General features: G+C 30.7%; 15 protein-coding genes. 6 read left to right on the top strand and 9 right to left on the bottom strand.

Translation table 11 applies throughout. The features are described from left to right. Nucleotides 1-237 precede the first annotated feature (237 nt). Nucleotides 238-555, top strand: coding sequence for a hypothetical protein (locus tag ABD771_RS06860; RefSeq protein ID WP_345092555.1), 318 nt, complete (start codon nt 238-240; stop codon nt 553-555). Nucleotides 556-723: 168 nt separating this feature from the next. Here the strand turns inward: ABD771_RS06860 and ABD771_RS06865 are convergent, their stop codons facing one another. From ABD771_RS06865 to ABD771_RS06875, 3 genes are read right to left on the bottom strand one after another with little or no spacing between them, the layout of a single operon-like run. Then, a complete protein-coding gene (locus tag ABD771_RS06865) occupies nt 724-1,212 on the bottom strand; it encodes a hypothetical protein (RefSeq protein ID WP_345092558.1) in 489 nt (162 codons plus the stop codon). A 10-nt stretch (nt 1,213-1,222) separates the two neighbouring features. Continuing rightward, complete coding sequence (locus ABD771_RS06870) at nt 1,223-1,714, bottom strand: hypothetical protein (RefSeq protein ID WP_345092561.1); 492 nt, start codon at nt 1,712-1,714, stop codon at nt 1,223-1,225. Between the two features lies 1 nt (nt 1,715). Then, entirely contained in the window at nt 1,716-2,480 is a 765-nt protein-coding gene (locus ABD771_RS06875; RefSeq protein ID WP_345092564.1) for an MBL fold metallo-hydrolase, read from the bottom strand. Nucleotides 2,481-2,604: 124 nt separating this feature from the next. On the opposite strand from ABD771_RS06875, the gene ABD771_RS06880 reads away from it, so the two are divergent. From ABD771_RS06880 to ABD771_RS06895, 4 genes are all read left to right on the top strand, one after another. Then, nucleotides 2,605-4,068: a TonB-dependent receptor gene (locus tag ABD771_RS06880; RefSeq protein WP_345092567.1), complete on the top strand. Its 1,464-nt coding sequence runs from the start codon at nt 2,605-2,607 to the stop codon at nt 4,066-4,068. Between the two features lie 106 nt (nt 4,069-4,174). Continuing rightward, nucleotides 4,175-4,810: a hypothetical protein gene (locus tag ABD771_RS06885; RefSeq protein WP_345092570.1), complete on the top strand. Its 636-nt coding sequence runs from the start codon at nt 4,175-4,177 to the stop codon at nt 4,808-4,810. 187 nt (nt 4,811-4,997) lie between these two features. Then, a complete protein-coding gene (locus tag ABD771_RS06890; RefSeq protein ID WP_345092573.1) occupies nt 4,998-5,552 on the top strand; it encodes a hypothetical protein in 555 nt (184 codons plus the stop codon). 3 nt (nt 5,553-5,555) lie between these two features. Continuing rightward, the gene (locus ABD771_RS06895) at nt 5,556-5,759 is read left to right on the top strand and encodes a helix-turn-helix domain-containing protein (protein WP_345092575.1); all 204 of its coding nucleotides are present in this window, start codon (nt 5,556-5,558) and stop codon (nt 5,757-5,759) included. Between the two features lie 32 nt (nt 5,760-5,791). On the opposite strand, the gene bcp is transcribed toward ABD771_RS06895, so the two are convergent. Further along, entirely contained in the window at nt 5,792-6,244 is a 453-nt protein-coding gene (gene bcp / locus ABD771_RS06900) for a thioredoxin-dependent thiol peroxidase (RefSeq protein WP_345092578.1), read from the bottom strand. A gap of 104 nt (nt 6,245-6,348) precedes the next feature. Here bcp and ABD771_RS06905 point away from each other — a divergent pair, with 104 nt between their 5' ends. Further along, complete coding sequence (locus ABD771_RS06905; protein WP_345092581.1) at nt 6,349-7,017, top strand: endonuclease III domain-containing protein; 669 nt, start codon at nt 6,349-6,351, stop codon at nt 7,015-7,017. 16 nt (nt 7,018-7,033) lie between these two features. On the opposite strand, the gene ABD771_RS06910 is transcribed toward ABD771_RS06905, so the two are convergent. The 5 genes from ABD771_RS06910 to ABD771_RS06930 all read right to left on the bottom strand — a co-directional run bounded on the left by ABD771_RS06910 (nt 7,034) and on the right by ABD771_RS06930 (nt 13,070). After that, the gene (locus ABD771_RS06910) at nt 7,034-7,177 is read right to left on the bottom strand and encodes a hypothetical protein (protein WP_345092584.1); all 144 of its coding nucleotides are present in this window, start codon (nt 7,175-7,177) and stop codon (nt 7,034-7,036) included. Nucleotides 7,178-7,227: 50 nt separating this feature from the next. After that, nucleotides 7,228-7,812, bottom strand: a complete 585-nt coding sequence (locus ABD771_RS06915) for an RNA polymerase sigma factor (RefSeq protein ID WP_345092587.1) — start codon at nt 7,810-7,812, stop codon at nt 7,228-7,230. Nucleotides 7,813-8,076: 264 nt separating this feature from the next. Next, on the bottom strand, nt 8,077-9,765 hold the full coding sequence (locus ABD771_RS06920) for a family 16 glycosylhydrolase (RefSeq protein ID WP_345092590.1): 1,689 nt from the start codon (nt 9,763-9,765) through the stop codon (nt 8,077-8,079). Nucleotides 9,766-9,776: 11 nt separating this feature from the next. Further along, the gene (locus ABD771_RS06925) at nt 9,777-10,712 is read right to left on the bottom strand and encodes a glycoside hydrolase family 17 protein (RefSeq protein ID WP_345092593.1); all 936 of its coding nucleotides are present in this window, start codon (nt 10,710-10,712) and stop codon (nt 9,777-9,779) included. Between the two features lie 12 nt (nt 10,713-10,724). Further along, the gene (locus tag ABD771_RS06930) at nt 10,725-13,070 is read right to left on the bottom strand and encodes an MFS transporter (RefSeq protein ID WP_345092596.1); all 2,346 of its coding nucleotides are present in this window, start codon (nt 13,068-13,070) and stop codon (nt 10,725-10,727) included. Nucleotides 13,071-13,091 lie beyond the last annotated feature (21 nt).

Genomic DNA, 13,091 nt, shown 5'->3' on the forward strand with positions numbered 1-13,091 from the left:
TAAAGACTCCACAGAAAAAAAAATTAAAATTGAAATGAAAGATAAAAATTTGATTAAACCTTGGATTATTCATTATAACTTTTATATAGCTGAAAACAGATAATAGTAACTTAACTTACATTTAATAATGTTAACATACATTAACATCAAATAATAAAAGTATCAAAAGAAATTGTATTTTAATTTTGAGCATTATTATAATATTTAAGCAATCATTACATATAAAAGCCCCATTTTATGAAAGAAAAACCTTTAACCAAGATTTCAGGAACACCGCAAGAACTTCATAATATATATAAAAAAAATACATCTGAAACTGACATTAATAGTACTTCCAAACAAAAAATTGTAAATTTATCAGATAAAAATGAATGCCCACAATGTAGACATCAAGTAATAAAGACTAAAAAAAGCGAACATGAATTCGATTTTCACGAAAGTCTTTGTGATGATTGTAAAAAGGATTTTTGGTTAATTACAGGTTCATTAACGAATCGCTTAAATAAAAAAGAACTATTTAAAGTTAACATTACTGAATTTTTGTTATTTTCATAGATTAGTTGAATATTTCCGATTAACTGAAATTATTAAACTACAATAATTTCGATTACACAAAATATAGTAATATTAGTAAATAAGATTGCAAAAGTAAATATTTGGAATTTAAAAATATTGTAGCTTTAAAAATTGATTTTGTTAATAATAAAAACAGGTTTTATTTTGTTACTCACCTTCCTCAGGATTATCACTCCCTGTAACTTTATTACCAATTTCACCATCTCCTGAATAAATAATTGTACCATCTTTTTTTAGAACATAACCTTTCCATGGCACCAATTGATAATCTTCAAAAATCCATGGTTTCCCTTCTGCACTTCTTGTTAAAATGAATGATTTTTCGTCTGGCATAAATACTTCAGCTTTATCTCCAGTTTCGTTAAAAAGCACATAAGCGCAAAGTGTTACATCTTCTGTAGCAATATCATCCGAAGGATTTAATTGAATTCCTGTGAATGCTCTAACACATTCTTTATTCAATTTAGACCAAGTATATCCAGCAGATGCCAAACATCCGTTTTCGTCCTGATCTGCTCCAACTATTGTTGAATCTTTTGGTTGAGTTTTTGTCTCATCTTGAATAGCATCATCTTGCTGTTTGCAAGAAACTAAAACAATCAACAAAAAAAATAAAGTGGTTATATTTTTAATCATATCATATTAATTAATATTCTTCTTTTGGATAAATAAAGCTATCCATAACTTGAAAAGTTACCTTTCCGGTTTCGTCAATAAAATACTTCAACATTACATCGCCCCAATAGGTTCCATCACTATAGTTGGCTATTATCCAACGATGATTTAATATTTTTATTTTATTGATGATGAATTTTTGTGCTCCTAATTTTTCTTGACCAGTATAGATATTGCCTTCTGGTTTATCATTGAAAGCTAACAATGCCTCTCTAATTTGCGGAACTAATTTAGTTACATCTTTACCTTCAAAATAGTTTTGTGCGTATTCATTCTTCTCGAGTGAAAAACTATCTGCATCACTCAACTGATTGATTAAGAGATTAATAGTATCTTTAGCACTTTTTTCGTTTGATAAACTAATGCTCTTCTCGTGAGCCATTTGTTTATTGTAATACATGTAAGTAAATGCCGCAATTAAAGCCGAACAAATAAATAAATACAAATACAATTGTCTTTTCATATCATATAGAAATTTCTAAATTATCATAAGCCAAAAAAACATTCTTTGGCAACTTTTTTTGCACCTCTTCATGAAAACCTAATAAGTGACTTATGTGCGTCAAATAAGTTTTTTCAGGTTGTACCAAAGTTACAAAATCTAATGCATCTTGCAAACTAAAATGTGAATGGTGTGGTTCTTCTCGCAAGGCATTAATAACCAACACTTTCACACCTTTTATTTTTTCAACTTCTTCTGAAGCTATAGTTTTTACATCGGTTAAATAAGCAAAATCATTAATCCTGAAACCAAAAACTTGTAAGTTTCCATGCATTGCATCTATTGGTGAAACTTTAAAATTACCTACAACAAAATCTTTATTATTAGAAACCTCAATAGCTTTTAAAGATGGAGCTCCTGGATATTTATTCTCCTTTTCAAATACATAATCAAATCTTTTTTCAAGATTTTTAATTACACGTTTATGTGCATAAATTTCAATTTCTCCTTGTCGGAAATTAAACGGACGAATATCATCAATTCCTGCAGTGTGATCAGAATGTTCGTGAGTGAATAAAATAGCATCAATTTTAGGACATTTAGAAGTTAACATTTGTTGTCTAAAATCGGGACCACAATCAATTACTACAGAGTTTTCGTCATCATGAACCCAAACAGAAACACGTAAACGTTTGTCTTTGAAGTCGTCACTCAAACATACTGAATGATGACTTCCAATTACTGGAATACCTTGCGAAGTTCCTGTTCCTAAAAAATAAACCTTCATTTAGCACGATTTTTGTTATACTTTTTATAAAAAAGTATTAGATGTAAATTTTCTACAAAAATAGAACTATTTATCTTTTAATACCGCAATCGTTTTAGTAACTTTGCATTGTATAATTTTATTTATGGGAAATAACGGACTAGATATTAAGTTAAAAGGAGACAAAGTAATTGAGCAAATTCCGTCTATAAAAGACAAAGCGCTTAGAATTAATTTGAACGAAAATATTTATGGAACATTCGCTGAGATTGGTGCTGGACAAGAGACTGTTCGACACTTTTTTAGATCAGGAGGTTCTTCTGGAACAATTGCAAAGGCAATGTCGGCTTACGATAAAGACTTTAGTGATGCCATTTATGGCATTGAAGGCGATGGTCGTTATGTAACAGAAAGTCGTCTTAAAAAAATGCTTACGCATGAAGTTGACTTAATAGAAAAACGTCTGGATAGAGAAAAACATCCTAACAAAATGTTCTTTAGTTATGCAAATACCGTAGCAACTATTGATTTTGCTAAGCAATTTAAAGGTCATGGTTGGGTTGGAATAAAATACCAAATCGAACCAGACGAAGAATACAACGAAATTATACTTCACATTCGTTTTAAAGAAACTGATGCTCGTTTGCAACAAGAAACACTTGGTATACTTGGTGTGAATTTAATATATGGCGCGTTCTATAAATACAATGATCCTAAAAAATTATTGCGTTATTTGTACGACCACTTAGACAAAGACCAATTAGAAATTGATACTATCAACTTCTCAGGACCACGTTTTGCTAATGTTGACAATCGTTTGATGAGTTTACAATTGGTTAAAAATGGAATGACTGATGCCGTGATGTTTGGTCCAGATGGAAAAAACATACTTCCAGCAGCGGTTCTTTACAAGAAAAATATTTTGGCGTTAAGAGGAAGTTTTCGTCCGGTTACTAAGGTAAATATGGACATGTATGAGAAATCTCTTGAAATGTTTGTGGAAGAAAATAAAGTTGAAAAAGACAATACGTTTGTAATTTTTGAAATTACACTTTCCAACTTACGTTCTGAAGGAGAAATTGACGAACGTGACTTTATGGATAGAGCCGAATTGCTTTGTTCGTTGGGACAAACCGTTATGATTTCTAACTTCCAAGAATATTATAAAGTGGTTGAATATTTCTCTAGCTATACCAAAGCTCGTATGGGATTGGTTATGGGAGTAAACAATTTGGTTGATATTTTTGACGAAAAATACTATCGTCATTTAAGTGGTGGAATCCTTGAAGCTTTTGGAAAATTATTCTACAGAGATTTAAAAGTGTACTTGTATCCAATGGAAGAAAATGGTGATATAATCACTTCACAAAACTTGAAAGTACATCCTAGAATGAAAGAATTATACAAATTCTTCGCATACAATGGAAAAGTTGTTGATGTACCAGTTTATGATCCTGAAAATCTAAAAATATTCTCAAGAGAAGTTTTAAGAATGATAAGCACCGGAATTCCAGGATGGGAAAGAATGTTACCAAAAGGTACCGCCGAATTAATAAAGCAACATAAGCTATTTGGTTATGATCCAAATCGCGTGCTTGAAGAAGCTTAATATAGAAATCCTCAGTTTAAAACTGGGGATTTTTTTATATATTTGGGAGTGATTGTTAATTTAAGAAAAGTTCTACTAAATCATAAAAACTATTTATAACATTGCTATGATAAAATATCTATTCATCTTTTTTTCAACTTTTACACTTTTTTCACAAACCAACAATCAAAAGGAGGTTACTGGTTTAATAATTGATCCAACAATTAAACAAGAAGTTGAAAATCACATAAAAGAATCAGATGATTTTGGAAAAATGAATTCTGTTATGCAAGTATATGAAAATTCAATTTTGGGAGAATTTTTTGAGAATGATACTTTGTACATTAGCAATGATGATATAACTAAAAAACAACTATTCAAATCATTTTATTATTGGAAAGATGGAAAATTAGGAATTGATGGTGCTTTTGGTCTTTTTGGTGGTATTGGATTTAATATAAATTTCAACAACAATCATGCAGAAGTATTTCATATGCTAAGTTCTGACGATTTTCCATCTTACGCTTATAATGAAAAAGACACCTTAATTTATAGATTAGAAGTACCTTGTACTGAAACAAAAATTATATTATCAGAATTACCCGATAAAGAAAAAAAACAACTGATTTATGGCTATGTAGAATTTAATAGTAATACTTATTATTCTACAAGTGGTTCTTTGGATAAAGGAAAAAAACCACCTAAAAAAAGATACAGAAATAACATGAAAATATATTTTAGATGCAAATATCTAGAACTTTAAGGGTTGTTATTGTAAATAAAATAAAACATCAGTTATCAAAATATATAAAATAAAGATAATATTACAAATACTTCAATATATCATAAAACCTACTTAAACAACAAAAATAAAATGTTAAAAAATAAATATTTATTGTTTATCAATAATTATTTATTATGTTTGTACCATAATTTTAAAACAATTAATTATGGAAATCAAAATTACTACTAAGCAAATACTAAATGTTTTATACATTTTATCTTGGCTTATCTTTGTTGGAATTTGTATCGACACTGGAGGTATTTTATCTAATGCGATTTATGCATTCTTCTTTAATCCAGTTATTGCGCAAAATTTTTGGAGTGGCTTAGATTTGTCTTCGCTCTTTCAATTTGATCGTGGCTATTTTTTAGTAGAAACTTTTCTAATGTCGATTGTAGGCATTATGAAAGCAATTATGTTTTACTTAATTATAAAATTAATACACGATAAAAAATTAAATCTTTTACAACCTTTTAGTAATGAAGTTAGAAAATTCATTTTTAATTTGGCTTTTTTGACTTTTGGAATTGGGTTATTCTCAAGTTGGGCTGTGAAATATGCAGAATGGTTTGAAAGTAAAGGTATTGTAATGCCAGACATTAATTTGCTTAAAATAGATGGCGCTGGAGTATGGTTGTTTATGAGTATTGTTCTATTTATAATTGCTCAAATTTTTAAAAGAGGAATCGAAATTCAAGAAGAAAACGAACTAACTGTATAAGCTATGCCAATAATTGTAAACCTCGACGTAATGATGGCTAAAAGAAAAATGTCATTAAATGAACTTTCAGAAAAAGTTGATTTGACCTTAGCTAATCTTTCTATACTCAAAACAAGAAAAGCCAAAGCGGTTCGTTTTAGTACGCTAGAAGCGATTTGTAAAGCATTAGACTGTCAACCAGCCGATTTGCTAGAATATAAAGAATAGAAAAAACCTCGCTAATAACGAGGTTTTCTGTTTTATTTCAGAATCTGCGAAGCGTGAACTTTAGTTTTTACGTCAGTAATAACTTCATCTATTACTCCATTTTCGTCTATTACGAATGTTGTTCTGTGAATTCCATCGTATTCTTTTCCCATAAACTTTTTTGGTCCCCAAACGCCAAAAGCTTCAATTACTGATTTGTCCTCATCAGCAACTAATGGAAATGGAAAATCAAATTTTTCTTTGAATTTGAATTGTGCTTTTTCACTATCGGCACTTACTCCTAATAAAGCATAATTATTAGCTTGAAATCGTTCAAAATTATCCCTCAAATCGCAAGCTTCTGCTGTACAGCCTGGTGTATTTGCCTTTGGATAGAAGAATACTACTAATTTTTTTCCTTTATAATCAGCTAATGAATGTAAGTTTCCATCTTGGTCTTTACCTGAAAAACTTGGAGCTTTGTCTCCTTTTTTAAGTGTTGTCATTGTTTTTTAGTTTAAAAGTTGACTTCGAGTGCCTCAGCCAACACATTTTTATATTTGAATTGTCATTGAAATTGACTTATTTTACATTTCAAATTTAGTTAAAAATGACCAAGAAAGAGCGTGCAACGTTTGTTATAAATACGTTAAAAGAACTTTATCCTACTATTCCGATTCCTTTAGACCATAAAGATCCTTATACTTTGTTGGTTGCTGTGCTGCTTTCTGCTCAATGCACTGATGTTCGTGTAAATCAAATCACACCGTTACTTTTTGGAAAAGCAGACAATCCATATGATATGATAAAAATGAGTGTGGAAGAAATCAAAGAAATTATTCGTCCTTGTGGCTTGTCACCTATGAAATCGAAAGGAATTCATGGTTTATCACATATTTTAATCGACAAATATAATGGTGAAGTTCCACAGAGTTTTGAGGCATTAGAAGCACTTCCTGCAGTTGGACATAAAACGGCTAGCGTTGTTATGAGTCAGGCGTTTGGTGTTCCTGCATTTCCAGTGGATACTCATATTCATAGGTTAATGTACCGATGGAATTTAACTTCTGGAAAAAATGTTGTTCAAACCGAGAAAGATGCTAAAGCAATTTTTCCAAAAGAATTATGGAATGATTTACACTTACAAATCATTTGGTATGGACGAGAATATTCACCTGCAAGAGGTTGGGATATTGAAAAAGATATTATTACTAGAACTATTGGAAGAAAAGAGATTCTAAAAGAATTTGATAAAAAAATATCGCGTCCAGTTAAATAAAACTAGACGCGATATGTTAATTAGCAAGGAGTTCGAAGTTCATGTTACCAACTTTGACCATTTTCAAAGCTTTCGAATAATTAAGTATGAAATTAATTGTTTCTTTTTTTGGTAACATTTTAGTATTTGCTAATGCTTTTTTAGAGTAAAGTTTTGCCATAGAGTGATTTAAATTATACATCTATAACGTTATAACTTTACATATATTGTTTAATTGGTCAAAATAATTTGATTTTTTTCAATTAATTTTCTCAAGTTCATTAGTGCATATCGCATTCTACCTAAAGCAGTATTGATGCTAACACCTGTCAATTCTGCAATTTCGTTAAAACTCAAGTCTTGATAGATTCGCATAGTCAACACTTCTCTCTGATCATCAGGAAGTTGTTTTATTATTTTTTGCAAATCTTTTTCAATAACTTCTGTAATAATTCTACCTTCAGCATTCATTGAAGTATCCGTTAAAACAGAAAAAATTGAAAACTCTTCGGTTTCGCGAAGCATTGGCATTTTTTTGTTCTTACGATAATGATCCACAATAAGATTATGTGAAATACGCATTACCCAAGGTAAAAATTTACCTTCTTCGTTATACGAATTAGATTTTAAAGTCTTGATTACTTTGATAAAAGTATCTTGAAATACGTCGTCAGCTACATCACGGTCGGCCATTTTGGAATAAATAAATCCATAAATTTTAGACTGATGTCTGTTGATTAATACAGCCAAAGCGTTCTCGTCGCCGGCTATATAATTCTTTACCAATAAAGCGTCTGGGATTTGAATAGTAGCCATAAAATTATCTTTTAGTTTTGGGTTAAAAAATCGTAATGTTTTTTCTAAAAGTAATTTTTTTCGATAGGCGACTGTTAAATTTTGATTAAATTATAGCCAAATGTAACATAAACTTTTCTTAATATGCAAATAAAATTTAAAATTTTAACATTTCAAATGCAATAAAATTGAAAAACCAGCATAAAAACTACAAAAAGGCCTTACAAAAAAAGAATTCTTGTAAGGCCTTAACAAACTTAAAAATGTATCTAATTGAATATAGAACTATTTCACAATCATTTTTTTAACGCTCTTTTTATCTCCCGAATAAACTGCAATTAAATAGATTCCTTGTGAAAGATTTTTTATATCGACTTTATTCGTATCCTCTTTTGTTTCTAAAACTAAAGTTCCAACCATATTGTAGATTTCTACTTTATCAATTTTAGCTTCATAATTTATTTTGACAAATTCTTTAACAGGATTTAAGAAAGAAAAATCAACAGTATCTTGAATTGAGGCTACTTCTAAAGCGCAATTACTTCCAACCACATAATTATAGTATGTTGTGACTGAAAAACCATTTGCGTAAGCAAACTTAACTGCATAAGTAATCGTTGAACCTATTGTTTGGTTTGTAATTGTTTTAGTAAAAATATTTCCTGAGACATTTGTCATTTGAGTTTCAGTAAACGGACTTTGTTTCCACAAGAAAGCCACTACTCCTACTTTGTCTGTGTCTAACATTTCAAAAGTTATTTTTACATCTGTTCCTAAAGTTTCAAAAGCATAATTGTATCCTGTTGAAAAAGAATTTGTTTGCGCAGCTGAACTCGTTCCAGAGCAACCAATAACTCCAGTAGTTGTCGCATTCAAAACTATTGGATTTGAAATATAGTTGTTTCCTGCTAAATCGCTTGCAGTTATTGAAAAACTATAATTTGTATTTGGAGACAAATTTGGAACAATTACCGATTTTTGAACTCCAGCTGGATTGGCTGTATTGATAGTTCCACCACTATAATTAATACTATAAGAAACATTTCCTGAATTGTCATTTGCATTCAACAGCAATTGAATCGTTGAACTTGTAACAGTTCCAACTGTAGCTGTAAAATTAGTTGGTGCTTGTGTATCAACTAAAGTATTTTGATAAACTCTAACATAATCTACCTCCATCGCAGTTTGTGTAAAATTAGAAGGTATTGTTCCTGCAATTCCTCCCATTGCAATATTTAATAACAAATATTGTTCTGCATTAAAAGGCCAATTACTTGGTGTTTTCACTGCCGGATTGTAGGTATAATAAGCTACGCCATCTAACAAAAATGTAATTTGATAAGGCGACCAATTCATAGAATATACATGGAAACTATTTCCTAAATTATTTGCAATTGTTCCACCAATGTTCATGGTATTTCCAAAAGAAGAAGGTGTATGAAGTGCGCTTTGAACATAATTTGTAGGTTGAGATGGTGTAATACCATGTTCCATAATATCAATTTCACCACAAGCTGGCCAATCTGTTGTGCCAAATTGCGAATCGAAATAGGCTCCATCTTCATTAACATTTTTACCCAACATCCACAAAGCTGGCCAAGTACCTTGATTGGTTGGAACTTTGGCACGTATATCAACTCGACCGTAAAGAAAAGCAAATTTAGAATTTAAACGAGCTGATGTATATTGCTTAGTAATACCTTGATTAGTATAAGGTTCTTTTTTGGCAACAATACTAAGAAATCCAGCATTAACAGAGGAATTTGTAAGTTGATCGGTGTAATGCTGTACTTCTCCATTAAACCAATTTCCACCGGCTGGCAACTGTGTTTGATGATGCCATTTAGTTGAATTTACTGCACCATTAGTATCAAATTCATCCGACCAAACTAGATTAGTATAAACTACATCTACTTGAGAATAACTTGATGTAAAAAAAATCAATAGTAAAAGTATTTGTAATTTATTTCTCATATACATTTTTATTAAAATTTAAGTTTTTCATTTTTGTCCCACAAACCCCAATAAGCTCCAACTGCACCTTCTGGTCCTACTTTCCATGATTCATCAAACGAAGAAAAATAGAAAATTTCAATATCATTAAATTTCGACCAATTTTGACTTTCTATAAAATATTTCATAGCATTTTCATTGGTTGCTACAGCACCTTTTAATGAACCGCCTTCGCTTGGCCAACCAGTTTCTGTTATAATAACGCGTTTTCCTTGACCTGCATCTTTTGCAGAATTAAACATACTTTGCATGTGAGGTAAAGAATATTCTATAGGACAACCTTCCCAATAAGGATAACAATTTGTCAAAATCACATCACAAACCTCAGTAATTCTTGGTCGGTGAGAAAACTCATAATAAGCATCAACGTATCCTACTGGAATATTTGGAAGTGCTTCTTTTACTCGTTTAATGTATTCTAACAATTGATCTTCTGTCAAATCACCTCTGTACATTACTTCGTTTCCTACTGCTGCTATATCTACACAACCTTCTTTAGCTAAAGTGATTAAACTCTCTATTTCTTTTTCGTTTAGTTCTAAATCATCTCCAAGCCAAGCTCCAACTAAAGTTTGCATTCCGTTTTCTTTGGCAATTCTTGGAATATGTTCGTTGCCTTCGATACATGAAAAAGAACGAACCCATTTAGAATATGGCTTTAAAATTTGAATACGACGATTTACTTGTTCGGCAGTAATAATATCGCCTGGTTTTTGTCCGTCTTCGTATAAGCTAAAGCAAATTCCATGCATGCCATTTTCTAAAGTTTCTCTCCAAAGTTCTGCTAATTTCTTTGCAGGAATTTCGGAAAAATCAAAACTCTGATAATCACTTTTATTAGTGTTATTACTATTGCTGTTATTATAATTATTTTCTAATGAAAAATAGTGACCTTCTCTAAATGACATGATTTGTAATTTTTAAAATTTAAGCTTCTCATTTTTATCCCAAATTCCCCATGCTGTTCCAACGGTTCCTTCTTGCAAGGCTTTCCAAGATTCGTCAAAAGAAGAGAAATGGAATAGCTCAATATTGTTGTTTTTTGCCCATTTTTGAGAAGAAACAAAATATTTCATAGCATTAATTTCTGATGGAATTGCTTCCTCAACCGTTTCTCCTTTACTTGGCCAACCTGTTTCTGAAATTATAATTTTCTTTCCTTGAGCCACGTTTTTAGTTACTTCCATCATATTTTGTAAATAGGAAGTTGTAAAATCTACATTTGCTCCTTCCCAAAATGGATAGAAGTTTACTAGAAGTAAATCGCAACTAGAAATCAAATTTGGTTTATCTAAAAACTGATAATAAGCATCAACATAACTAACAGAGATATTTGGTACTGCTTCTTTGACTCTTTTTATGTAACCAATAAGTTCTTGTTCAGAAATTTCATTACGATGTAATACTTCATTTCCTACAGCAGCTATATCTACTAAACCTGATTTAGCTAGTTTGATTAATGCTTCAATTTCTTTTTCATTTCTAGCTTTATCATTGCTAATCCAAGCTCCAACAACAGTTTTAAGTCCTTTTTGATGAGCAATTTCTGGAATTAACTCGTTACCTTCTGTACATGAAAAGGAACGAATCCAATTGGTGTGTGGAGCAATAATATCTAATCTTCTTCTAATTTGATCAGCAGAAAGTATATCACCAGCTTTTTGGTTTTCTACATAAGGACTGAAACATAATCCGTGTAATCCATTATTTAGTATTTCAGAATAAATAGCTTTTAATTCAGTCTCGCTTTTAGTATTTAATTCGTTATCAATTGAAGAATTAATCGAACCATTTTTTACTAATGAAACTAGTTTTCCTGAAAGATAGGCTGAAGATTGGGTTTTCGTTTTTCCTTTTCGTTTATCTAAAAGATCTCTCACTTCTCTGGCTTTGGCTTCGTCTACATCATAATCTTTCATCACCCAAATTGCAAAAGATGTTCCTAGAATTGGAATACCAACAAAAGCTATAAGTAGCCAAAACATTGTTTGATCAGTTTGGGTATCAGCATTAGATTTAAAATCAACTAAAGAAAGAATAATTCCGCTTAATAAAGCTGCCACTGCAGTACCAAATTTAACCATCCACCAATAAATGGCACCCAAACTTCCTTCTCTTCTTTTACCTGTGTTTAATTCATCAATATCAATAACATCAGAAGTCATAGACATCATAATAGTAAATAAACCGCCAATACCAAAAGAGAAAAATGGCAATGCAAATAAAAACAAATAAGGTTTTCCAGGAACAAAAAGAAAATATAATAATATGTACCCTAAAATAGAAATACTCTGAGAAACTAAAAACGCTTTCTTTTTTCCCATTGTTTTTGACATTCTTGCAACTATTGGTATTACAACTACAGTAGTTATAATTGCTCCAATACATCCGAATAAAGTAGGCCATAATCCAAAACCGTTTTCGTTTCCTTTAAACAAATAGTATTTAATAATAAAATATGAAAAACCAGCAGTGGTTTGAAATGCATTAAAAATTAAGAAAGTTGCAATACAAATTTTTCTGAAAGGCATAATTTCTGCAGAAGCTTTTAAACCTTCTTTTATTTCTCCAAAACTCCCAAGGATTCCTTTTAAATCTATTGGACTGTAGTTTTCATTGATTGTAGATTTACTTGAAATAAAAAATGCTGGAATTGCTGCTAAAATAGCACAACCAATTGCAACGTAAATCGCTAAATTTCGCACAGCAAAATCGGTAGTTGGATATAATTTTGTATTATACATTACAACATACAGCCAAGGAGCTGCAACCCATGCTAACTGACCAATTAGTTGAGAAGTTGCCATAATACTGGTTCGCTCATGAAAATCATCGCTCATTTCATAACCCATGGCAACAAATGGAATACTAAAAATAGTAAGTCCTGTATAAAAAATAAAGGAAATACCTAAAAAGTATGTAAAATTATAGGTTACACCATTTTCTGGATACATTTGCCACATTAACGCAAATGAAATTCCTAAAATAATAGCACCTGCTAAAACATATTGTCGCCTTCTACCCCATTTTGATTTTGTATTATCACTAACGTAACCCATTACAAGGTCAAACAAAGCATCATAAAATTTAGGTATAAAAAAAGCAATCCCTTGTAAAAAACCACTAAAACCAAGTCTTTCAACTAGTATTACTGCGAAAATACCCAACACAGCTGGAAAGATTTGGTTGGCAAGCATACCTATACCAAATGCAATTTTTTGACCCATTGGAACTTTTCCTGATGAAGTTGAATTAGTATTTGACATATAGAGTTTTTTTAATTATTG

The organism is Flavobacterium chungnamense (assembly GCF_039539165.1).
In the GTDB taxonomy this organism is placed as follows: Bacteria; Bacteroidota; Bacteroidia; order Flavobacteriales; family Flavobacteriaceae; genus Flavobacterium; species Flavobacterium chungnamense.

What these genes read in the sequence shown, in the direction of transcription:
- ABD771_RS06920 (WP_345092590.1), bottom strand. Translation starts at nt 9,765, where the DNA reads ATGAGAAATAAATTACAAATACTTTTACTATTGATTTTTTTTACATCA.
- ABD771_RS06910 (WP_345092584.1), bottom strand. Translation starts at nt 7,177, where the DNA reads ATGGCAAAACTTTACTCTAAAAAAGCATTAGCAAATACTAAAATGTTA.
- ABD771_RS06875 (WP_345092564.1), bottom strand. Translation starts at nt 2,480, where the DNA reads ATGAAGGTTTATTTTTTAGGAACAGGAACTTCGCAAGGTATTCCAGTA.
- ABD771_RS06885 (WP_345092570.1), top strand. Translation starts at nt 4,175, where the DNA reads ATGATAAAATATCTATTCATCTTTTTTTCAACTTTTACACTTTTTTCA.
- ABD771_RS06880 (WP_345092567.1), top strand. Translation starts at nt 2,605, where the DNA reads ATGGGAAATAACGGACTAGATATTAAGTTAAAAGGAGACAAAGTAATT.
- ABD771_RS06930 (WP_345092596.1), bottom strand. Translation starts at nt 13,070, where the DNA reads ATGTCAAATACTAATTCAACTTCATCAGGAAAAGTTCCAATGGGTCAA.
- ABD771_RS06905 (WP_345092581.1), top strand. Translation starts at nt 6,349, where the DNA reads ATGACCAAGAAAGAGCGTGCAACGTTTGTTATAAATACGTTAAAAGAA.
- ABD771_RS06890 (WP_345092573.1), top strand. Translation starts at nt 4,998, where the DNA reads ATGGAAATCAAAATTACTACTAAGCAAATACTAAATGTTTTATACATT.
- ABD771_RS06870 (WP_345092561.1), bottom strand. Translation starts at nt 1,714, where the DNA reads ATGAAAAGACAATTGTATTTGTATTTATTTATTTGTTCGGCTTTAATT.
- ABD771_RS06865 (WP_345092558.1), bottom strand. Translation starts at nt 1,212, where the DNA reads ATGATTAAAAATATAACCACTTTATTTTTTTTGTTGATTGTTTTAGTT.
- ABD771_RS06915 (WP_345092587.1), bottom strand. Translation starts at nt 7,812, where the DNA reads ATGGCTACTATTCAAATCCCAGACGCTTTATTGGTAAAGAATTATATA.
- bcp (WP_345092578.1), bottom strand. Translation starts at nt 6,244, where the DNA reads ATGACAACACTTAAAAAAGGAGACAAAGCTCCAAGTTTTTCAGGTAAA.
- ABD771_RS06925 (WP_345092593.1), bottom strand. Translation starts at nt 10,712, where the DNA reads ATGTCATTTAGAGAAGGTCACTATTTTTCATTAGAAAATAATTATAAT.
- ABD771_RS06860 (WP_345092555.1), top strand. Translation starts at nt 238, where the DNA reads ATGAAAGAAAAACCTTTAACCAAGATTTCAGGAACACCGCAAGAACTT.
- ABD771_RS06895 (WP_345092575.1), top strand. Translation starts at nt 5,556, where the DNA reads ATGCCAATAATTGTAAACCTCGACGTAATGATGGCTAAAAGAAAAATG.